This is a genomic window from Streptomyces bathyalis (genome assembly GCF_015910445.1).
Taxonomy (GTDB): domain Bacteria; phylum Actinomycetota; class Actinomycetes; order Streptomycetales; family Streptomycetaceae; genus Streptomyces; species Streptomyces bathyalis.
This window is the reverse complement of sequence record NZ_CP048882.1, coordinates 4,087,215-4,107,421: the sequence shown is the minus strand read 5'-3', so window position 1 is coordinate 4,107,421 and position 20,207 is coordinate 4,087,215. Positions and strand designations below refer to the sequence as shown.

Sequence of the window (20,207 nt, the reverse complement as noted above, 5' to 3'; positions counted from 1 at the left end):
GCCTGGTGGCGCCGGTACGAGTGAGACTCGCGCCATGCCCGAAAAGTTGTGCGCCAACTGGTTCGTCCTCAATCAGGAGCAACGTTCCAACCCTCCCGATCCGCCTCCGAGTTGCGGCCCGACCGGCCATGTCCGGCCCTGACCGGCCTGACCGGCCCTTGGTCCGCCCCGACTCCGCTCCGACTCGGCCCCGTCGAAGCAACTTTGGCGCGCGAGCACGGTGACAGGAATCAAGCTTGCTTGCTTGGATATGAGTCGTACGTATCCCCACCCCCCCACGGGAGACGAACATGCCACCCTCAGCATCCGCCGATCCCACGCCCGCACCCCCGCCCCGCAGACCGGGAAGACTGCGCGGCCTCAAGGGACTTGCCGCCGCCGGCGCCCTCGCCGCGACAGCGCTCGTGGCGACCGGTTCATCGGCCACGGCGGCACCCGAAGCGACCGCCCGGCCGGGCGAGAAGGCCGCGGCCGAGGCCCCGGGCCTCAAGGTGCTCAGCTACAACACGTTCCTCTTCAACAAGCTGATCTATCCCAACTGGGGCCAGGACCACAGGGGAGATGCGATCCCCGACGCCGACTTCTTCCAGGGCAACGACGTGGTCGTGCTCCAGGAGGCGTTCGAGAACTCCGTCTCCGACAAGCTCCAGGAGAAGGCCGCGGGCCAGTACCCGCACCAGACACCCGTGCTGGGCCGCAGCAAGAGCGGCTGGGACGCGACGGGCGGTTCGTGGTCGGACATCGCACCAGAGGACGGCGGCGTCACGATCCTCAGCAAGTGGCCGATCGTCCACAAGGAACAGTTCGTCTACGACCACGGATGCGGCGCCGACTACCTCTCCAACAAGGGCTTCGTGTATGCCGTGCTCGACGTCGGCGGCACCAAGGTGCACGTCGTCGGCACCCACGTCCAGGCGGGCGACTCGGCCTGCGGGGACGGCGAGGCGAAGGAGATACGAGCCGAGCAGTTCCGCGCGATCGACTCCTTCCTCGACGAGAAGAAGATCCCCGCGGACGAACAGGTCATGGTCGCGGGCGACTTCAACACCGACTCGCGGGGCGACGAGTACGCGTCCATGCTCGCCAACGCCGACCTCGCCCCCGCCGACGCCCGCACCGGACACCCCTACTCCTCGGACCACCAGACGAACTCGATCGCCAAGGGAAGGGACCCCGACGGCGGCCGGTCCGACCTGGACTACGTGCTGCACCGCAACGGCCACGTCCGTCCCGCCGGCTGGCAGAACGAGGTCATCAAGGAGGAGTGCGCACCCTGGGAGACCTCGGAGGGCACGTTCACGAATCTCTCCGACCACTATCCGGTGATCGGCGGCCCCGCCTCATAGAGCGCCCATGAGCAGCGACGGACCCCCGGCCCAGTGTGCCGGGGGTCCGTCGGATCGGTATCGGTCTGCGGGGTCCGGGAAGGCGGGTCTCAGGTGCTGCGCCGGCTTCGCGCCGGTCTCAGGCCGGGACCGGGCACAGGGCTTCGGACGCCCTCAGCTTGCCGCTCGGCACGATCATCCACGGCGGCAGTTCGTCCTCACCGTTCGCTTCCGCGGGCCGCTGCCGGCCGTTCGAGGATTTCAGCGAAACGACGGCGCTCACGATGGCGGCCACGGCGCTGACGACGGCACTGAGCGAATTGACGAGATCGAGTGGTTCCATCGTCATCGCCCTCCCTTCGTCCGCAGTGAGTTGCCTGGTGACACGATGTCAGCTCAGCGGACCGGTGCGACAGATGATTTTGCGACGACTGGGCCTCAGTGACGCAAACGTTCCTGTCGTCCCCGCGTCACCGCTCCGCGGCCTGCCGCCGGTGGTCCAGCGCGAGGAAGACGCCCATGCCCGCCAGCGCCCACGCGGCGAGCACCAGATAAGGCAGCGCGTGCTCGTGGCCCGCGAAGTAGACGGCCGTGTGCTGGGCGTTGACGGACGCCCCCGGGGGGAGCCAGCGTCCGACCGCGCCCAGCGCCGAGGGGAGCAGCGGCCAGGAGACCGCACCGCCCGAGGACGGATTGCCGAGGAGCACCATCAGCAGCCAGGTGGGGATCATCGCCCATCGTCCGATGAGGGCGTTGAACATCACGAAGACCATGCCCGAGGTGAACATGGTGAGCGCGAGGATCGTCCAGGAGTGCACGAACGGCAGATGCACGGCCTGCAGGAACCAGCCCACCATCGCGGCGATGATGAAGCCGCCGATCAGCGCGTAGGCGGTGATGAAGGAGATCCGGGCGACCGGGGTGAGTTCCGGGACGTTGAGGGTGAGCTGGATCGCGCCGATGAAGCCGATGACGTCGGCGGCAAGCGTCATGTAGAAGATCGTCAGTCCGCGCGGGTCGCCCCTGCCGAGCGGCTTGAGATCCTTGACGGTCACGCTCACGCCCACCTCTTTCCCGACCTTCGGCGCGGTCTGCTGCAGCACCTCGGCCACCGAGGCGCCGGCGGCGCTCGCGAGGTTCAGCTCGACGCGGTCCCGGGCGTCCGCCCGCAGCACCGCGAACACCTTCTGGTCGTCGACGGCATCCTCGGCCTGGGCGAATGTGCGGTAGCGGTGCACCTTGAGCGACGAGCCGAGCGCCTTCTCCAGGCCGTCGATGAAGGCGCGGGCACTGCGTTCACCCGCGGGGCGTTCCACGACCGCCGCCGGGATGGTGCGGGGCGTGGGGTCGGCCATGGCATAGATGTAGGAGCTGGCGAAGAGGCCGGCCGCCGCGGCGACGATGAGCGCCAGCACGGTCGCGGGGAAGAACGGCGTGTGCCTGAAGGTCCGCCATCCGGAGCGCGCGCCCATCGGCGGGCGCTGCACGCCCCGCGCACCGTGCCGCCCCGGCGGAGCATGGGAGTCGTCCGCGCCGTCCGGAGCCGTCGAGCCGTCCGGCGGCTGCGGATCACGCGGATCGTGCGGCTCCGGCTCGCGCGGTTCACTCATGCGCGCCACCCTAGGTCCGATTTGCACCGTTCACGGGCTTTGCTGCTTCGCTTCCCGTGTCCGCGTGCGGCGCCCACCGGTGCCCTCACCGGCCCCTCGGCGAGGGCTCCGGGAGACCGCCTGGGGCGCCGGGGGGAATTGGTTGGCCGGTGGATTCGGTGAAGTGCGATCCTGGATCCGGTATGCCGACATCCACGTCCCCCTCCCCGTCCTTCGACGCTCTGCGCGAGCGCCTGCCCGAGCTGATGCTGCGCGACCAGCAGCGGCTGGGGCGGCGCCTCGACGGCGCACGCAAGATCCGCAAGCCGGAGGCGCGCGACTCGGTGCTGGCGGAGATCTCCGCGGCCATGGACGACTCCGAGCTGAAGGTCGCATCCCGCCGCGAGTCCCGGCCCGCGATCACGTATCCGGAGCAGCTTCCGGTCAGCCGCAAGAAGGACGAGATCCTCGAGGCGATACGGGACCACCAGGTCGTGATCGTCGCGGGTGAGACCGGCTCGGGCAAGACGACGCAGATCCCGAAGATCTGCATGGAGCTGGGACGCGGCATCCACGGCGTCATCGGCCACACCCAGCCGCGCCGGCTCGCGGCCCGTACGGTCGCTGAGCGCGTCGCCCACGAGCTGAAGTCACCGCTGGGCGAAGCCGTCGGCTGGAAGGTCCGCTTCACCGACCAGGTGGGGGAGAACACCCTGGTCAAGCTGATGACGGACGGCATCCTGCTCGCCGAGATCCAGCAGGACCGCGAGCTGCGGCAGTACGACACGATCATCATCGACGAGGCGCACGAGCGCAGCCTCAACATCGACTTCCTGCTCGGCTACCTCGCGCAACTTCTGCCCAGACGCCCGGAGTTGAAGGTCGTCATCACCTCCGCGACGATCGACCCGGAGCGCTTCTCACGGCACTTCGGCGATGCTCCGATCGTCGAGGTCAGCGGGCGTACGTACCCCGTGGAGGTGCGCTACAGGCCCCTCCTCGAAGAGGGTGCCCCTGAGTCTGACGGCCAGGGAGGTGCCACCGGGGAGAAGGACCGCGACCAGACGACGGCGATCTGCGACGCGGTCGACGAGCTGCAGTCCGAGGGCCCCGGCGACATCCTGGTCTTCCTCTCCGGCGAGCGTGAGATCCGGGACACCGCGGACGCACTGGAGAAACGCATCGCCGGCAAGGGCCGCAAGGCGGGCGCGGGAGCCGGCGGCGACACCGAGATCCTCCCCCTCTACGCCCGCCTCTCCCACGCCGAGCAGCACCGCGTCTTCCAGAGCCACCAGAACCGCCGCGTCGTCCTCGCCACGAACGTCGCGGAGACCTCCCTCACCGTCCCCGGCATCAAATACGTCGTGGACCCGGGCACCGCCCGCATCTCGCGCTACAGCCACCGCACCAAGGTCCAGCGGCTGCCCATCGAGCCGGTCAGCCAGGCCAGCGCCAACCAGCGCAAGGGCCGCTGCGGCCGCACGTCCGACGGGATCTGCGTCCGGCTCTACTCCGAGGAGGACTTCCTCTCCAGGCCGGAGTTCACGGACGCCGAGATCCTGCGCACGAACCTCGCCTCCGTCATCCTCCAGATGACCGCGGCCGGCCTCGGGGACATCGAGAAGTTCCCCTTCATCGACGCGCCCGACCACCGAAGCATCAAGGCCGGCGTCCAACTCCTCGAAGAACTGCACGCGTTCAGCGCCTCCCCCGCGTCCCGCACCTCGAAGGGCGGCAACCGCCTCACCGGTACGGGCCGCAAGCTCGCGCAGCTCCCCGTCGACCCGCGGCTCGCGCGCATGGTGCTGGAGGCCGAGCGGAACGGGTGCGTGCGCGAGGTGATCGTGATCGTCGCGGCCCTGTCCATCCAGGACCCTCGCGAGCGCCCCTCGGACAAGCAGCAGCAGGCCGACCAGCAGCACGCGCGCTTCCGCGAGGAGGGCAGCGACTTCCTCGCCCTGCTGAATCTGTGGCGCTACGTGCGCGAGCGGCAGAAGGAGCTGTCCTCGTCCGCGTTCCGCCGCATGTGCAAGGCGGAGTTCCTCAACTACCTGCGCATACGGGAGTGGCAGGACATCTACGCCCAGCTGCGCCAGGTGGCCAAGGCGATGGACATCCTTCCTGCCTCGTCCTCCCAGGAGGCGTCGGCCGACGCCGTGCACCAGTCCCTGCTGGCCGGCCTCCTCTCCCACATCGGGCTCAAGGACACCGACAAGAACGAGTATCTGGGCGCCCGCAGCGCGAAGTTCGCCGTCTTCCCCGGCTCGTCGCTCTTCAAGAAGCAGCCCCGCTGGCTGATGTCCGCCGAACTCGTGGAGACGTCGCGGCTGTGGGCCCGCGTCAACGCCAAGGTCGAGCCGGAATGGATCGAGCCGCTCGCGGAGCACCTGGTGAAGCGCACGTACAGCGAGCCTCACTGGGAGCAGAAGCAGGCCGCCGTGATGGCGTACGAGCGCGTGACGCTCTACGGGGTACCGCTCGTGGCGCAGCGCAAGGTCAACTACGGGCGTATCGACCCGGAGACGTGCCGGGACCTGTTCATCCGGCACGCCCTGGTCGAGGGCGACTGGCGCACGCACCACCGTTTCTTCCATGACAATCGCAAACTCCTCGACGAGGTAGAGGAGTTGGAGCACCGCGCGCGCCGCCGCGACATCCTCGTCGACGACGAGACGCTGTACGACTTCTACGACGAGCGCGTCCCCGAACACGTCGTGTCCGGCGCCCACTTCGACTCGTGGTGGAAGAAGCAGCGTCGCGAGGACCCGGACCTGCTCAACTTCGAGAAGTCGATGCTCATCAACGAGCAGGCGGAGGAGATCAGCCGCAGCGACTACCCGGACGTGTGGCAGCAGGGGCAGCTCACGCTGCGCGTCACCTACCAGTTCGAGCCCGGCACTGACGCCGACGGCGTGACCGTGCACGTCCCGCTGCAGGTCCTCAACCAGATCACGCCGGCCGGGTTCGACTGGCAGATCCCCGGCCTGCGCGAGAGCCTCGTCACCGAGCTGATCCGCTCGCTTCCCAAGGCCGTCAGGCGGCACTACGTCCCGGCGCCCGACTTCGCCGCGCGGTTCCTGCGCGTCGCGACGCCGGGGCAGGAACCGCTGACCGCCACGCTCGCGCGCGAGTTGCGGGGAATGGTCGGAGTGCCTTTCGAGGCCGGCGACTTCGACCCGGAGAAGGTCCCCGACCACCTCAAGGTCACCTTCCGGGTCACGGACGAGCGGCGCCGCACCCTGGCCGAGTCCAAGGACCTGGAGGAACTGCAGCACCAGCTGCGGGACAAGACGCAGGCCGCCATCGCCCGGGCATTCGAGTCGTCCGCACGCGCGCAGCGTAAGGAGGCGGGGGAGCGGGACACGAACTCGCCGTCGGCACAGGAGCCCGCACCCGGGCCCGGATCAGGCGAAGCGGCACCGGCCCTGTCCTCACGCTCGGGCCTGACCGAGTGGACGATCGGCTCCCTTCCCCGCGTCTTCGAGACGCGTTCCCGGGCGTCGGGCGGGAAGGGCCCCGTCGGCGCCCAGCCCGTGAAGGCCTACCCGGCGCTGGTGGACGACGGCGACTCCGTGTCCGTCCACCTCTTCGACACCGAGGCCGAGCAGCAGCAGGCCATGTGGCGCGGGACGCGCCGGCTGATCTTGCTCAACATCCCTTCCGACCCTGCCAAGTTCGCCGCCTCGAAGCTGTCCAACCCCCAGAAGCTCGCCCTCTCCCGGTCCCCACACGGCAGCGTGCAGGCGCTGTTCGAGGACTGCGTCACGGCCGCCGCCGACCGCCTCATCACGGGGCACGGCGGACCGGCCTGGGACGAGGAAGCTTTCCGGAAGCTTTTCGACGCCGTACGTACGGACTTGGTCGACACCACGCTCAAGACGGTCAAACAGGTTCAGGAAGTGCTGGCCGCCTGGCACTCGTGCGAGACGCGTCTGCGCGGCATCACGAGCCCTGCCCTCGCGGATTCCGCCGACGACGTCCGCCGTCAGCTCGCCGACCTGGTCAGCCCCGGCTTCGTCACGCGGCACGGCGCGGCCCGGCTGCCGGACTTGCTGCGCTATCTCGTCGCCGCCGACCGCCGCCTCCAGCAGATGCCGAACAACGCAGAACGCGACCGCACGCGGATGGCCAAGGTCAAGGAGATGCAGGACGAATACCTCTGGCTGCTGGAGCAGTTCCCCCGCGGACGGCCCGTGCCGCAGGCGGCGCTGGAGATCCGCTGGATGATCGAGGAGCTGCGCGTAAGCTACTTCGCCCATGCGCTCGGCACCGCCTACTCCGTCTCGGACAAACGCATCATGAAGGCGGTGGATGCGGCGGCGCCCTGAGCGGTGACGAGCCCGTCGCACAACGTGAGTTCGCGCCGCTCGGCGGGCTGCTGTAGAGTCTCGGTCGCGCCTGCTCGCCGGGTGCACGCAAGGTCCTGTGGAGCAGTTTGGAGTGCTCGCCACCCTGTCAAGGTGGAGGCCGCGGGTTCAAATCCCGTCAGGACCGCAGAGGAACAGAAGAAGATCGAGTCAGCGCCGCGGCCCGTCCCCGTACACAGGGGGGCGGGCTGCGGCGCTGTTGCAGAGGGACGGAACCGCCTGAGCGGCGCTCTGAGGGCGCGTGGACGGCTCCACGACGAGCCCGGCCACTGACGCCCCGTCAGTCCCGCCCGGGCCGTCACAGGCGCTCTCAGCGTCTCCCCAGGCAGTCCGTGCGCCGTGCCCGATGCTCCGTGCGCCCCCGTCCGGATTCCTTGACGGCGAACCGTCCGGCCGGTACTTCTCGAAAGGGAGGTGGAGCATCAATGGGGACAACTCCGCGCGACTCTCGGCCACATGAGACGAGGGCCCTCCTGCGTGCTCACCTGGCGGCAGCCACCCGCTACCGGCATGTGACGCGCCACTGCCCCGTCTGCCACAGGCTGCTGCGCCTGGCGATGGAGCACACTGCACAGGAGCCCGCGGGCGGACCCAGGGAGTGAGCCGAAGGACCACGGCGGGTCCCGCGCCGGCCCGGCGCATGCGCCGGCCGCGTCCAACTAGTCAACGCCCGTTCCGCATAAGGGCGTTCGGTGATGTGCTGTGAAGCTGCAGCGAACCGGGCCCTGGAGCCCGTCGCAATATCGGAGAGTGATCGTTCTCCACAACCGGCATCCGATGTGACAGGAGTCACCGACTCTGTTCCGGATGTGGGGGAACTTACGCCCTTCTCACCACCCGCCAATTTAATATGTGCAATTGCACTACGCCCCATTGGTGTCCGCGGCGGTCCGCACGAGGCGTAGCCCGGGCACCAACTCCCCCTCCCGCGGCACCAGTCGGACGCCTCCGACCATGCGGTTCCCGCTCGCCGGCGGGTCCGTCCGGATGCGGCAGATCCGGGCACGACCAGTCCGGACACGGCCGATCCGGGCACAAAAAGATCGCGCCGGACCCGGCGGAGTCCAGCGCGATCAACGATCAAGCGCCGTTGGGGACAGCGGCCTGATGTCTGTTGCCTTGGGCGTCGATCGGGGATGAGGGCCCCGAATGCGCCCGGATATGCAGTTATTTCGCCTGATCAAACTTCACTGCGCTGCTGCGGGATGCCCGCCAGCAGTGCGCGCACCTCCGCCTCGCGGTATCGGCGATGACCGCCGAGCGTGCGGATCGACGTGAGCTTGCCTGCCTTTGCCCAGCGTGTGACCGTCTTCGGGTCCACGCGGAACATCGTGGCAACCTCCGCTGGGGTCAACAGCGGCTCGGCATCAGGGGTGCGAGCGGTCATGAGCGGCCTCCTCGAAGGAACCGAACCTTACGGTTCTTTCCCAAAATTCTGCACCTTGGCCCACGCCGCCCGATATGGACGTACGCGAGCCGAGTCGGTTATAGGACGAACGGCTTGTCCTCGGCACTACAACTACACCATCTGTCCAGCCACGTCGGCCAAACCGATGGAATTGCCCTCTGAGGTGGTGAACCTCAACGGATGCCGATGGACCAGCCCATAGCGGACAGTCACCCCATCGTGACGATCAGTCACAGGGTGACTTACTGGCATCAGCCCCACCAAGGTGGGCAATACCGATCTTTCCGGCCACAGTTGGATGGAAGGAGCCCCCGTCGAACTCCTTGTCCTATTTTGACACGAGGGAGTGCTCTGAGAGCAAGGCCCAAGAAAGTGCTGTCCGTCACGCTTGAGGCTTTGGCCCCTTTCGGGACCTTGGTCCTGGAGGTCCGTGACGTGCACCACCCCGTAGGCCCCGGACCGCGTTCAGTTCACGAACACAACCACGTACGTGAACCCCACGGACCGAACCCGCGTTGTCAGTTGGCGAACTGCAGTTCTCTCACAGCCCGCCAGCGGTCCGTGAGCCGCTCGTAGGCGACGCCGGCCCGCTCCCCGTCCCCTGCGCGCAGTGCCGCGATGCCCTCCGCCACGTCCGCGGCGGAGTCGTCGTCGGCAAGCTGCTCCTCAGAGATCGCGTGCGCCAGACCGCCGTAGTCCAGTTCGACGAGGGACCGGGGATGGAATTCCTCCAGCCATCGGCCCACGTCGACCAGGCCGTCGACGAGCGGCCCCTCCTCCAACTCCTCGCGGAGAACCTTCAGGCCACGAGCGAGGCGGCGCCTCGCCTGCACCATCGGGGTGCGATAGCGGAGGACGGACTGCTGAACGCTCTCCTCACCGCTTCCGGGCTTCGCAAACTCTTTCTCTTCCGAAGAAAAAAGAACGAACCATCGCACGGGCACGTGCCAAAGCGCCGTGCGGATCCACGGACGGGCATCGGGATTGCGGGTCAACCAGCGCTCATAGTCCGCGGCGGCCTGCCGGCGGACGACCGGCGGCACGGCCGCGTCCAGCACCGTCTGCGGCATCGCGACCTCCTGTTCGCCCGCCGCCTGGGTCAGGGCCGCAAGCGCCTGCCAGCCGCGCAGCCGGGTCCGCCAGGGGCAGACGCAGACCACTCCGTCCACCTCCGCCACGAAGGCGTCCGCGCTCTCGCGCACGGGCACGGCCACCGGCGGCACGGGAAGCAGATCGGCCAGCGAACGCCTCAACTCGTCCTGGGCGGTGGGCACCCGGTCCCGCTTCGCGTACCGCACCCAGTGCGCCCGCTCCGGTTCGGGAAACGCGGCCAGTGGCTCGTACACCCGCAGATACGCCGCGTACGGGACGATGACCGACGCCTGGTGACCCACGCGTTCTCCTCCAGATTTCGGGAAAGACGGCTCCGGCAGGAGCCCCGGCCCGCGCCCTGCCGGGCGGGCCCCGAGGACAGTTGACTACCACCGATCGTGGCACCGCAACGATCCGGCCGCGCGCAGGTCGTACCCTGCTGTCGACCGGCCCTCCCCGCCGTCCTCGCCACAAGCCCGGACGGCGACCAAGAGGGCGTACAACCCGACATCAGGAGTCACCACCGTGGCTGACGTACGTCCCTCCCCGCAGCACACCCCGGCGCCCACCATCAGCGCCGACGGAGCCAGCGGCACAGGGATTCTGCGGACTCTCTTCCGGTCCGAGCTCGGCGGGCACGAGCAAGTCGTGCTGTGCCAGGACCGCGCCAGCGGTCTGAAGGCGGTCATCGCCCTCCACTCCACCGCTCTCGGCCCCGGCCTGGGCGGGACGAGGTTCCACGCCTACTCGGGGCACGAGCAGCCCGAGGAAGCCGCGCTCATGGACGCGCTGAACCTCGCTCGCGGCATGTCGTACAAGAACGCGATGGCCGGCCTCCCCCACGGCGGCGGCAAGGCCGTGATCATCGGCGACCCCGAGAAGGTCAAGACGGAGGAGCTGCTCCTCGCCTACGGCCGCTTCGTCGCCTCCCTCGGAGGCCGCTACGTCACGGCATGCGACGTCGGCACGTACGTGCAGGACATGGACGTCATCGCCCGTGAGTGCCCCTGGACGACGGGACGCTCCCCCGAGCGGGGCGGAGCGGGCGACTCCTCGGTGCTCACCGCCTACGGCGTCTTCCAGGGCATGCGCGCCAGCGCACAGCACCTGTGGGGGGCTCCCACGCTCCGCGGCCGTACGGTCGGCATCGCGGGGGTCGGCAAGGTCGGCCACCACCTGGTGGAGCACCTGCTGGAGGACGGCGCACGCGTCGTGGTCACGGACGTGCGCCCGGAGACGATCGAGCGGGTGCGCTCCTCGCACCCGGATGTCGAGGCCGTCGCGGACGCCGCCGCGCTGGTCCGCTTCGCCGGGCTCGACGTCTACGCGCCCTGCGCCCTCGGTGGCGCGCTGGACGACAAGACCGTGCCGGTCCTGACCGCCAAGGCCGTGTGCGGGGCCGCCAACAACCAGCTGGCCCACCCGGGCGTCGAGAAGGATCTCGCCGACCGCGGGATCCTCTACGCGCCGGACTACGTCGTGAACGCGGGCGGCGTGATCCAGGTCGCGGACGAGCTCCTCGGCTTCGACTTCGCACGTGCCAAAGCAAAGGCTGCAAAGATCTTCGACACCACGCTTTCGATCTTCGAACGTGCCACGACGGACGGCGTACCGCCCGCCGCGGCCGCGGACCGGATCGCCGAGATGCGTATGGCGAGCGGCAGGCCGGACGGTGAAGGCTCCGAGGAGTCCGGAAGCTGAGCCCGTCGGGGGTCTTCTCACGACCCCTCGGCGGGTCGACACTCGGACGCACGGTAAAATGAGAGCTGACCAGCGAAGAGAGAGCCACCGGACGCGTCTGCCGGCGGCCGTGTCGTGCGGGCGGCGTACCGTACGGCCACGGAAGCAGGTACCGTTGAAGCCCTACGGGCCGGTCTCTCCTTCGAGGGTCCGCTCTGAATTGTGAACGCGTGTCAAGACTCTGGGGCCGTCGAGCCCCGTCGTTGAGGGGGTCGAGCCATGGGGCGCGGCCGGGCCAAGGCCAAGCAGACGAAGGTCGCCCGCCAGCTGAAGTACAACAGCGGTGGGACGGACCTGTCGCGCCTGGCTGAGGAGCTGGGCGCATCGACCTCGAACGAGCCGCCGAACGGCGACCGCTTCGAGGACGATGAGCGTGACGACGACCCGTACGCACAGTACGCGGACGTGTACAACGACGAGGAGGACGAGGGCGAGTCCTCCGACTCTTCGGCGCAACGGCGCCGGAGCTGACGTCCACAGATCCCTGCCCGGTCCGGCTGATGCCGGACCGGGTTCTGTGCTGTTCCAGGAAGTGCGCGTGCGGCTGGTATCAACGCCCGCGACGGTTCCGGGAGGACTGCGTGGTCTTCGCTTCCACCCGGTTCACCGCCGTCGCCGGAGTCACGCTGCATAGTCACCTGTGAGCGTCACCGCTTCCCCGCCCGCCGGGCGTTCAGTGATCTCCCCCGCCACCCAGGCTTCGACTCCGCGGTCGGTGAGGGTGGCGAGCGCCACCTCTACCGACTCCTGCGGCACGACGGCGACCATGCCGACGCCCATGTTCAGGGCGCTCTCCAGTTCACGGCGCTCGATGTCCCCGGCCCGGCCGACCAGGTCGAACACGGCACCCGGCGTCCACGTCCCGCGGTCGACGTGCGCCTGCAGTTCGTCGGGCACCACCCGCGCGAGGTTGCCCGCGAGTCCACCGCCGGTGATGTGCGAGTAGGCATGCACCTGCGCCGTACGCGTCAGGGCGAGGCAGTCCAGCGAGTAGATCTTGGTGGGCTCCAGCAGTTCCTCGCCGAGCGTGCGCCCGAACTCCGGGACGTGCCTCTCCACGGCCCAGCCCGCCCGCTCGAAGAGCACATGCCTGACCAGCGAGTACCCGTTCGAGTGAAGGCCGGAGGAAGCCATGGCGATCACGGCGTCCCCCGTACGGATACGATCCGCGCCCAGCACCGCATCGGCCTCGACGACGCCGGTGCCGGCGCCCGCGACGTCGTACTCGTCGGGGCCGAGGAGGCCCGGGTGCTCGGCGGTCTCACCGCCGACGAGGGCGCAGCCCGCCAGGACGCAGCCCTCGGCGATGCCCTTGACGATCTGGGCGACGCGCTCGGGGACGACCTTGCCGACGCAGATGTAGTCCGTCATGAAGAGCGGTTCGGCGCCGCAGACCACCAGGTCGTCAACGACCATCGCCACCAGGTCGTGGCCGATGCTGTCGTGCTGGTCCATGCGCTGAGCGATGGCGACCTTCGTGCCGACGCCGTCGGTGGCAGAGGCCAGCAGGGGCCGCTCGTAGCGCTTGAGCACGGATGCGTCGAAGAGCCCGGCGAAGCCGCCGAGCGTGCCCACCGACTCGGGGCGCTGGGCCTTCTTCACCCACTCCTTCATGAGCTGGACGGCGCGGTCGCCGGCCTCGATGTCCACGCCGGCGGCCGCGTAGGTCGCGCCGGAAGATTCAGCAGGCTCGGCAGGCATCTTGGTCGGCTCTCTCAGGTCGTGGGGGCATGCGGGCGGGAGGCTGCGGGAATGCGGGCCGGCACGGGCGGCCCCGCTACGGGCGTCGCAGGGCATCGGTGCCGCCGACGCCCGCGGTGAGGCTGCCCACGCCGTCGACATCGGGCACGGAGGCCCGCTCGGTGCCCGGTTCGCCGGCCGCGTGCCCGGCGCCCGTCGCGTCCGGTTCGCGCAGGTGCTTGCCCAGCAGCTCGGGGTCGGGCAGCGGCATCGGGTACTCGCCGTCGAAACAGGCGCGGCACAGCTGCGACTTGGGGATAGTCGTCGCCTCGGTCATGCCGTCGATGGAGATGTACGCCAGGGAGTCCGCACCCAGGGACTTGCCGATCTCGTCGACGGTCAGGCCGTTCGCGATCAGCTCGGCGCGGGTGGCGAAGTCGATGCCGAAGAAGCACGGCCACTTGATGGGCGGGGACGAGATCCGCACATGGACCTCGGCCGCACCCGCCTCGCGCAGCATCCGCACCAGGGCGCGCTGGGTGTTGCCGCGGACGATCGAGTCGTCCACGACCACGAGGCGCTTGCCGCTGATGACCTCCTTCAGCGGATTGAGCTTCAGACGGATGCCGAGCTGCCGGATCGTCTGGCTCGGCTGGATGAACGTGCGGCCCACGTAGCTGTTCTTGACCAGGCCGCTGCCGTAGGGGATGCCGCTCGCCTCGGCGTAACCGATCGCGGCGGGGGTGCCGGACTCCGGTGTCGCTATGACCAGGTCGGCGTCGGGGGCGGGCGCCTCCGCGGCGAGCTTGCGGCCCATCTCCACGCGGGAGAGATAAACGTTCCGCCCGGCGATGTCGGTGTCCGGACGGGCCAGGTAGACGTACTCGAAGACGCAGCCCTTGGGTTTCGCTTCCGCGAACCGGGTGGAGCGGAGGCCGTCCTCGTCGACGGCGATCATCTCGCCCGGCTCGACCTCGCGGATGAAGCTCGCGCCCACGATGTCCAGCGCCGACGTCTCGCTCGCGACGACCCAGCCGCGCTCCAGCCGGCCGAGGACGAGGGGGCGCACGCCCTGGGCGTCGCGCGCGGCGTAGAGGGTCTGCTCGTCCATGAAGACGAAGGAGAAGGCGCCCTTCACCTGGGGCAGCACGACGGGAGCCGCCTGCTCGACGGTGAGGGGATTGCCGTCGTCGTCGGTCTGGCCTGCGAGGAGGGCGGTCACCAGGTCGGTGTCGTTGGTGGCCGCGACGCGCGAGGCACGGCCGTTGCTGCCCGTCGACTGCTGGGCGACGAGGTCCGCGAGTTCGACGGTGTTGACCAGGTTGCCGTTGTGGCCCAGCGCGATCGAACCGTGCCCGGTGGCACGGAAGGTGGGCTGGGCGTTCTCCCACACGGACGCGCCCGTCGTCGAGTAGCGGGCGTGACCCACGGCGATGTGGCCGCGGAGGGAGCCGAGGGAGGTCTCGTCGAAGACCTGCGAGACAAGGCCCATGTCCTTGAAGACAAGGATCTGCGAGCCGTTGCTGACTGCGATGCCCGCGGACTCCTGACCGCGGTGCTGCAGCGCGTACAGACCGAAATACGTGAGCTTCGCGACCTCTTCCCCGGGGGCCCAGACTCCGAAGACGCCGCATGCGTCCTGGGGGCCCTTCTCGGAGGGAAGCAGATCGTGACTTAGTCGTCCGTCACCACGTGGCACGAGAACGAGTCTAGGACAGGAGGCGCGTTGCTCCGAATCGGGGACACCCCCGCCGAATCGGGGTGACATCACCACTACCAGGGGTTACGGGGCCGCTGGGGCGAGTGGGGCGGTGGCGGCGGGGTCGAGGCGGAGTTCACGGCCTCGGTGGCCGAGCGCACGGGCACCGACGCCGAGCGGGATCTGTACCCGGGGCTGATGCCGGGGCGGTCGGCGGCGCGGGCTGCTGGAGGAGCCCGTCGTCGGGCGCATCGCGGGCATGATGAGCGGCGTGGACGTCCGCCACGGCATGGGGGCGGACAGCGACGTGCATCCGCTCACCGGCGCGTGGGCACCCGAGTCCGTCGTGGACGCGGCGGGGGCCCGTACGGCTCGCGGAGCTGACGAGGAACGGCCCGCTGCTGCTGGACCTGGGCGAGGACGCCTCGTTCGCGGAAGCGGTACGGCCGCGGGGCGACCGGGTGGACACCGTGACCGCACGTGTGGCGGCGGCAACGGGGATCGCACCTGGAGCAGGGGCCCGCACCGGCTCCCACGCAACGGTGACCGCCATGCTGCTGCGTCCGGACTGCCACCTCGCCCTGGCGTCCTCCTCGGCCCGCCCCGGCGGGAGCGAGCATGCGGCCCTGCGCGCGGCGGCCGCACGCTGGTTCGGCCCGGCGGAGGTTCTCTCTCAGCCGAGCAGCGGCAACAGGCCGCTGAGGTCGGCCCGTTCGCCGCTCGCGGAGACCGCGGCCGCCTTGCGGGCCTGCTCCCAGCCGACGCGTCCGGTGGCGAGCCTGATCCAGGTGAGCGGATCGGTCTCGACGACGTTGGGAGGCGTGCCCCGCGTGTGCCGCGGCCCCTCGACGCACTGGACGACGGCGAACGGCGGCACCCGCACCTCGACCGAGGACCCCGGCGCCTTCACGGCAAGGGTGTCGGTGAGCACCCGTACCGTGCCGGCGAGCGCCTGTCGGTCGAAGGTGACGGCGGTGCCGGTGGCGCGGGCCAGATCGTCGCTGTGGACGACGAGTTCGACGAGCCTCGTCACGGTGAAGTCGAGCATCCGCATCGCCCCGGCGCCGTGCGGGATCAGCAGGTCGCCGCGTACCGCTTCCTCCAACACGGGTTCCAGCTGTGCGACGGCGTCGTCGATGCGGGCGGCGCCGCCGCGGGCCGCGCGGTCGGCCTCCTCGCGGGTCTCCAGGTCCAGTTCGGCGGCGGCGCCGGCGGTGGAGAGCGCCCAGGTCGGCAGGTCCACCTCGGGGGCCGCCGCCTTCGACTCTGGCCCGGCGAGGAAGCGGGGCACCGCGTCGATCTGCAGCGCGATGTGGACGAGGAGGCGGTGCACGTCCCAGCCCGGCAGGCCTGACGGGCGTTCGCGCTGCTCGTCGGTCAGCTCGTGCGCGGCGGCCGCGACGGCCTCGACCTGGCCGATGAGTGCCTGGCGGACACGGGCGGGGTCGTAGTTGCGCCTTGCGGGGGCCTTGCTGCGTTTGGCGGGCGGCATGGTCAAGAGGTTAGAGGCTGGAGGGACGGCCGGTGAGCGGAGCCTGCCAGGTCACCCGGGACACGGTAGGTCGCGCGGCCCCGTGGGTCGCAAGGTCCGACGACCTACGCCGTGCTCTCCCTGGCGACCAGGCGGTGCTCGGCGTGCAGCGTCGTGTGCGGCGCCTCCGGGTCCCCCGCTATGCGCGCGAGCAGGGCCTCGACAGCGAGCTGGGCCACCTGATGCTTGTCGGGTGCGACCGTGCTGAGGGAGGGGACGCTGAACCTGGTCTCCTCGATGTCGTCGAAGCCGATCACCGCGATGTCGCGCGGCACGGTGCGACCCGCGTCGTACACGGCCCGCACGACGCCCGAGGCGAGCAGGTCGGAGAAGCAGAAGACGGCGTCCGGCGGCTCGCGCAGCGCCAGCAGCCCGCGCATGGCCGTCATGCCGTCGGTACGGGTGAACGCGGGCACGAGGGGAGTGAGCTCCGGCTGGTGCGGCAGGCCGGCCGACTCGAGGGCCTTGAGATAGCCGCGTGCGCGCTGCTGCGAGGTCGTGAAGAGCGGGTCGGACTGGAAGCCGACGGCGGCGATGCGGCGCCGGCCGCCCGCGATCAGATGCGCCGTGGCCTCCTGCGCGGCGAGGACGTTGTCGATCAGCACGTGGTCGGCGGGCACCTCGTAGTCGCGCTCGCCGAGCAGGACGAGCGGCACGCGGCGTTCACGGCGCGCGAGCGTGAACTGGTCGAGCCGCTGGGGGGAGAGCAGCACGCCGTCGATGAGCGGGTCGGACAGGCCGCAGGCGACGCGCAGTTCGGCCGCCGGGTCGCCGCCGGTGTCCTCTATCAGGACGGAGACGTCGTGCTCGCGTGCGGCGTCGATGACGGCCGTGGCGAGTTCGGCGAAGTAGGGCTGCACGAGCTCCGGCACGGCGAGGGCGATGACGCCGCTGCGGCCGGTGCGCAGATGGCGGGCCGAGGCGTTGGGACGGTAGTCCAGCTCCTGGATGGCGCTCAGTACGCGCTGACGGGTGGGCTCGGCGACTCGCACATTGCCGCGTACCACGTTGGAGACGGTCTTGATCGATACGCCCGCACGCTCCGCGACATCCTTGAGCCTCGTCCCGGCCATTCCGCTCCCCTCGTACGGGCTGCTGCGTGCCCGCGCCCGCCCCCTCGTCGCACTCTCGGTCTGCCGGGCCTCCCGGCACCGGGCGGTCTCGGCGCTCGGCCGGCGCCGGGCGGCGGCGCTCGCAGACGCTCCGGGCACCCATTGCCGTACACGGCGGACAGAAGCCCATCCCATGTGTTGACGACAGACTATCGCCATGAGTACAACGTTGGAACTTCGTTTCCGGCAAGCCTGCCTGGGGCGGGACCCGCTTTTCGTCGATGAGCGTCCAGCCGCCGCACGGCTCCACGTAGAGCACGAGCGTGGCGTTGTGCTCGGCCGGACCGGCCAGACCGTTGCCGTCTCATGTTGGTCCCGTACGTCACAGGCATTGCCGTGACCGAACAGGATCGCTATCTTCCCAACGAAATACCGCACGTTGCACGATATTTCGAACAGACCCCGACGCTGAATGGGCGTGGTGCGTGTGCATGGCAGGAGGAGGTTCCTCGGCGCCGTGGGCTCACTCACGGCCGCGGGGGCGCTCGGCGGGTGCAGCAGCCCGGTCGGGCAGGCGTTCACGGGCTCCGCGGGGCCGGCGTCGCTGCTCAATTTCTGGCATCCGTTCACCGGCGGCGACGGCGCACAGCTGGTGACGATGCAGAGCGGCTTCCGCAAGTCCAGCCCCGACGTCGAGCTGAAGTCGACCACGCTGGTCTGGGGCTCCCCGTACTACACGAAGCTCACCCTGGCGACGCTCGGCAACCGCCCGCCGCAGGTGGCGATCACCCACGTCTCCCGGCTGCCCACGCTGGCCGCCTCCGGGCTGCTGCGGGAGATATCCAGCTCCGAGCTGGACGAACACGGCCTGAAGCCGGACCGGTTCGCCAAGGGCGCCTTCGAGTCGGCACACCACGGAGGCAAGCTCTACGCGCTGCCGCTCGACACCCACCCCTTCGTGCTCTACTACCGCACCGACGTCGCGAAGAAGGCCGGGCTCCTCGACGACAAGGGCCAGCTGACGGACGTCGACGGGCCCGACAAGTTCCTCGACGCGATGCGGGCCGCCAAGGAGGTCACCGGCGTCTGGGGCGGCTCCATCGCCACCGTCAAGGACCCCGCCACCTGCTGGCGCCTCTTCTGGTCCCTCTACCGGCAGCTCGGCGCCGACCTGGTCACCGACGGCGGCCGGAAGGTCGTCATGGACGTGGGTGCCGCGGAGGAGGCGCTCGCCTTCATCCGGCGCATGTCGGCGGAGAAGCTCATCCCGCCCGGCGCGGACGGCGACGGCGGCGCGATCACGCTCCTCACCTCGGGCAAGGCCGGGTTCCTGATGGACGGTGAGTGGCAGCTCCTGGCCGTCCAGGGAGCGGTGAAGGACAAGTTCGACATGCGGACCTTCCCGCGGATCTTCCGCGACGCCCCGTACGCGTGCGCCGCCGACTCGCACGCCTTCATCCTGCCGAAGGCACCGTCAGAGAAGGCCCAACGGGCCGACCACGCACTGGACTTCTCCCGCTCGATGCTGGAGGCGAGCCTCGACTGGGCCAAGGGCGGCCACATACCGGCCTGGCAGCCGACGGCGAAATCGGACGCGTACCAGCGGCTGCTGCCGCAGGCGCACTACGCCGACGCGGCCGAGGGAGCGGCCTACGACCCGGCCGCCTGGTACTCCGGCGCGGACAGCAACCTCTACCGGCGCTTCAGCGACGTCGTCGCCTCCGTCGTGGGCGGCCACACCCGCCCGGGCCCCGGCGCGACGCGCATGCTCGCCGCCGCGAAGGATCTGGCAGGGATGGAGGCGCCGGTATGAGCACGGCCACGAGTGCCGGGACCAGCGCGCGCACCGCGGGGTCCACCCGGTGGACGGCGTCCGGGATGCTGCTGCCCTTCGGCGCGTTCTACGTGATGTTCCTGCTGGGCCCGCTCCTCTACACGGCGGTCGCGGGCTTCTTCAACGACAGCCTCGTCAAGGACGGCCCCGGGAAGTGGGTCGGGACGGCGAACTACGCGGAGGCGCTGGGCTCCCCGGAGTTCTGGTCCAGCCTCGGCCACACGCTCTGGTTCACCGTGCTGACGACGGTGCCGCTGATGCTGCTCGCGCTGACGCTGGCGCTGATGACGGACCGCTTCTCGCGCGGCAAGTGGTTCTTCCGGCTGGCGTTCTTCGCCCCGTTCATGCTGCCCTCCTCGGTGATCGCTCTGCTCTTCATGTGGATCTACGCGGACCAGATCGGGCTGGCGCAGGGCGTGGTCAAGTGGTTCGGCGTGCAGGCGGCGCCGTCCTGGCTGGGTGACCCGAACTGGGCGATGATCTCGATCGCCGTCGCGACGATCTGGTGGACGATCGGCTTCAACTTCGTCATCTACCTGGCCGCGCTCCAGGAGATCCCGCGGGACGTGCACGAGGCCGCCGCGATCGACGGCGCGGGCCCGTGGCAGCGGATCCGGCTCGTGATCGTCCCGATGCTGGGGCGTGCGACCACGCTGGTGGCGGTGCTCCAACTCGTCGCGTCGCTCAAGGTCTTCGACCAGATCTACATGATGACGAACGGCGGCCCCGACGATGCCACCCGGCCGTCTCTGCTGTACATCTTCCAGACCGGCTTCACCGACGGCCGCGCAGGCTACGCCTCGACGGTCGCGCTGCTTCTCTTCCTGATCATCCTGCTGATCTCGCTCGTCTGGTTCGCGCTGATCCGGCGCACCGAGAAGGAGGTCTGA

15 protein-coding genes, 1 tRNA gene and 1 pseudogene are annotated in these 20,207 nt (G+C 69.8%); 9 read left to right on the top strand and 8 right to left on the bottom strand.

Features of this window, described 5'->3' with window-relative positions; all coding sequences use genetic code 11:
* The first annotated feature begins 290 nt into the window (after positions 1 to 290).
* Positions 291 to 1,346 carry a sphingomyelin phosphodiesterase gene (gene sph, locus G4Z16_RS17850; protein WP_197351750.1) on the top strand — a complete coding sequence of 352 codons (1,056 nt, stop codon included), beginning with the start codon at positions 291 to 293 and terminating at the stop codon, positions 1,344 to 1,346.
* Positions 1,347 to 1,464: 118 nt separating this feature from the next.
* On the opposite strand, the gene G4Z16_RS17845 is transcribed toward sph, so the two are convergent.
* Positions 1,465 to 1,674, bottom strand: a complete 210-nt coding sequence (locus tag G4Z16_RS17845; protein ID WP_197351749.1) for a hypothetical protein — start codon at positions 1,672 to 1,674, stop codon at positions 1,465 to 1,467.
* A gap of 121 nt (positions 1,675 to 1,795) precedes the next feature.
* Positions 1,796 to 2,797: an ABC-2 transporter permease gene (locus G4Z16_RS17840; protein WP_246531314.1), complete on the bottom strand. Its 1,002-nt coding sequence runs from the start codon at positions 2,795 to 2,797 to the stop codon at positions 1,796 to 1,798.
* A gap of 320 nt (positions 2,798 to 3,117) precedes the next feature.
* On the opposite strand from G4Z16_RS17840, the gene hrpA reads away from it, so the two are divergent.
* The 3 genes from hrpA to G4Z16_RS32575 all read left to right on the top strand — a co-directional run bounded on the left by hrpA (position 3,118) and on the right by G4Z16_RS32575 (position 7,883).
* Positions 3,118 to 7,242 carry an ATP-dependent RNA helicase HrpA gene (gene hrpA, locus G4Z16_RS17835; protein ID WP_197351747.1) on the top strand — a complete coding sequence of 1,375 codons (4,125 nt, stop codon included), beginning with the start codon at positions 3,118 to 3,120 and terminating at the stop codon, positions 7,240 to 7,242.
* Positions 7,243 to 7,333: 91 nt separating this feature from the next.
* Positions 7,334 to 7,408 (top strand) — tRNA-Asp (locus tag G4Z16_RS17830).
* Between the two features lie 298 nt (positions 7,409 to 7,706).
* Positions 7,707 to 7,883 carry a DUF6274 family protein gene (locus tag G4Z16_RS32575; RefSeq protein ID WP_246530920.1) on the top strand — a complete coding sequence of 59 codons (177 nt, stop codon included), beginning with the start codon at positions 7,707 to 7,709 and terminating at the stop codon, positions 7,881 to 7,883.
* Positions 7,884 to 8,461: 578 nt separating this feature from the next.
* On the opposite strand, the gene bldC is transcribed toward G4Z16_RS32575, so the two are convergent.
* On the bottom strand, positions 8,462 to 8,668 hold the full coding sequence (gene bldC / locus G4Z16_RS17825; RefSeq protein WP_027749187.1) for a developmental transcriptional regulator BldC: 207 nt from the start codon (positions 8,666 to 8,668) through the stop codon (positions 8,462 to 8,464).
* A 539-nt stretch (positions 8,669 to 9,207) separates the two neighbouring features.
* On the bottom strand, positions 9,208 to 10,083 hold the full coding sequence (locus G4Z16_RS17820; RefSeq protein ID WP_197351746.1) for a DUF8083 family protein: 876 nt from the start codon (positions 10,081 to 10,083) through the stop codon (positions 9,208 to 9,210).
* Positions 10,084 to 10,351: 268 nt separating this feature from the next.
* On the opposite strand from G4Z16_RS17820, the gene G4Z16_RS17815 reads away from it, so the two are divergent.
* The gene (locus G4Z16_RS17815) at positions 10,352 to 11,482 is read left to right on the top strand and encodes a Leu/Phe/Val dehydrogenase (RefSeq protein WP_281393811.1); all 1,131 of its coding nucleotides are present in this window, start codon (positions 10,352 to 10,354) and stop codon (positions 11,480 to 11,482) included.
* 258 nt (positions 11,483 to 11,740) lie between these two features.
* On the top strand, positions 11,741 to 11,992 hold the full coding sequence (locus G4Z16_RS17810) for a DUF3073 domain-containing protein (RefSeq protein ID WP_197351745.1): 252 nt from the start codon (positions 11,741 to 11,743) through the stop codon (positions 11,990 to 11,992).
* A gap of 150 nt (positions 11,993 to 12,142) precedes the next feature.
* Here the strand turns inward: G4Z16_RS17810 and purM are convergent, their stop codons facing one another.
* Both purM and purF read right to left on the bottom strand, forming a co-directional pair.
* Positions 12,143 to 13,222 (bottom strand): phosphoribosylformylglycinamidine cyclo-ligase, encoded by a 1,080-nt coding sequence (purM, locus tag G4Z16_RS17805; RefSeq protein ID WP_197351744.1) that lies wholly within the window; start codon positions 13,220 to 13,222, stop codon positions 12,143 to 12,145.
* A 76-nt stretch (positions 13,223 to 13,298) separates the two neighbouring features.
* Positions 13,299 to 14,900, bottom strand: a complete 1,602-nt coding sequence (gene purF / locus G4Z16_RS17800; RefSeq protein ID WP_197351743.1) for an amidophosphoribosyltransferase — start codon at positions 14,898 to 14,900, stop codon at positions 13,299 to 13,301.
* A gap of 311 nt (positions 14,901 to 15,211) precedes the next feature.
* On the opposite strand from purF, the pseudogene G4Z16_RS33300 reads away from it, so the two are divergent.
* Positions 15,212 to 15,550, top strand: a pseudogene (locus tag G4Z16_RS33300) (aromatic-ring hydroxylase C-terminal domain-containing protein); the annotation flags it as partial.
* Between the two features lie 23 nt (positions 15,551 to 15,573).
* On the opposite strand, the gene G4Z16_RS17795 reads toward G4Z16_RS33300, so the two are convergent.
* Together G4Z16_RS17795 and G4Z16_RS17790 are read right to left on the bottom strand one after the other, a co-directional pair.
* On the bottom strand, positions 15,574 to 16,392 hold the full coding sequence (locus G4Z16_RS17795; protein WP_197351742.1) for a maleylpyruvate isomerase family mycothiol-dependent enzyme: 819 nt from the start codon (positions 16,390 to 16,392) through the stop codon (positions 15,574 to 15,576).
* A 104-nt stretch (positions 16,393 to 16,496) separates the two neighbouring features.
* Complete coding sequence (locus G4Z16_RS17790; RefSeq protein ID WP_197351741.1) at positions 16,497 to 17,504, bottom strand: LacI family DNA-binding transcriptional regulator; 1,008 nt, start codon at positions 17,502 to 17,504, stop codon at positions 16,497 to 16,499.
* A gap of 496 nt (positions 17,505 to 18,000) precedes the next feature.
* Between G4Z16_RS17790 and G4Z16_RS17785 the strand changes: the two genes are divergently transcribed.
* Together G4Z16_RS17785 and G4Z16_RS17780 are read left to right on the top strand one after the other, a co-directional pair.
* Entirely contained in the window at positions 18,001 to 19,296 is a 1,296-nt protein-coding gene (locus G4Z16_RS17785) for an extracellular solute-binding protein (RefSeq protein WP_197351740.1), read from the top strand.
* Positions 19,293 to 20,207: a carbohydrate ABC transporter permease gene (locus G4Z16_RS17780; RefSeq protein ID WP_197351739.1), complete on the top strand. Its 915-nt coding sequence runs from the start codon at positions 19,293 to 19,295 to the stop codon at positions 20,205 to 20,207. Before G4Z16_RS17785 ends, G4Z16_RS17780 begins: the two co-directional genes overlap by 4 nt.

What these genes read in the sequence shown, in the direction of transcription:
- sph (WP_197351750.1), top strand. Translation starts at nt 291, where the DNA reads ATGCCACCCTCAGCATCCGCCGATCCCACGCCCGCACCCCCGCCCCGC.
- G4Z16_RS17845 (WP_197351749.1), bottom strand. Translation starts at nt 1,674, where the DNA reads ATGACGATGGAACCACTCGATCTCGTCAATTCGCTCAGTGCCGTCGTC.
- G4Z16_RS17840 (WP_246531314.1), bottom strand. Translation starts at nt 2,797, where the DNA reads ATGGGCGCGCGCTCCGGATGGCGGACCTTCAGGCACACGCCGTTCTTC.
- hrpA (WP_197351747.1), top strand. Translation starts at nt 3,118, where the DNA reads ATGCCGACATCCACGTCCCCCTCCCCGTCCTTCGACGCTCTGCGCGAG.
- G4Z16_RS32575 (WP_246530920.1), top strand. Translation starts at nt 7,707, where the DNA reads ATGGGGACAACTCCGCGCGACTCTCGGCCACATGAGACGAGGGCCCTC.
- bldC (WP_027749187.1), bottom strand. Translation starts at nt 8,668, where the DNA reads ATGACCGCTCGCACCCCTGATGCCGAGCCGCTGTTGACCCCAGCGGAG.
- G4Z16_RS17810 (WP_197351745.1), top strand. Translation starts at nt 11,741, where the DNA reads ATGGGGCGCGGCCGGGCCAAGGCCAAGCAGACGAAGGTCGCCCGCCAG.
- purM (WP_197351744.1), bottom strand. Translation starts at nt 13,222, where the DNA reads ATGCCTGCCGAGCCTGCTGAATCTTCCGGCGCGACCTACGCGGCCGCC.
- G4Z16_RS17795 (WP_197351742.1), bottom strand. Translation starts at nt 16,392, where the DNA reads ATGCCGCCCGCCAAACGCAGCAAGGCCCCCGCAAGGCGCAACTACGAC.
- G4Z16_RS17790 (WP_197351741.1), bottom strand. Translation starts at nt 17,504, where the DNA reads ATGGCCGGGACGAGGCTCAAGGATGTCGCGGAGCGTGCGGGCGTATCG.
- G4Z16_RS17780 (WP_197351739.1), top strand. Translation starts at nt 19,293, where the DNA reads ATGAGCACGGCCACGAGTGCCGGGACCAGCGCGCGCACCGCGGGGTCC.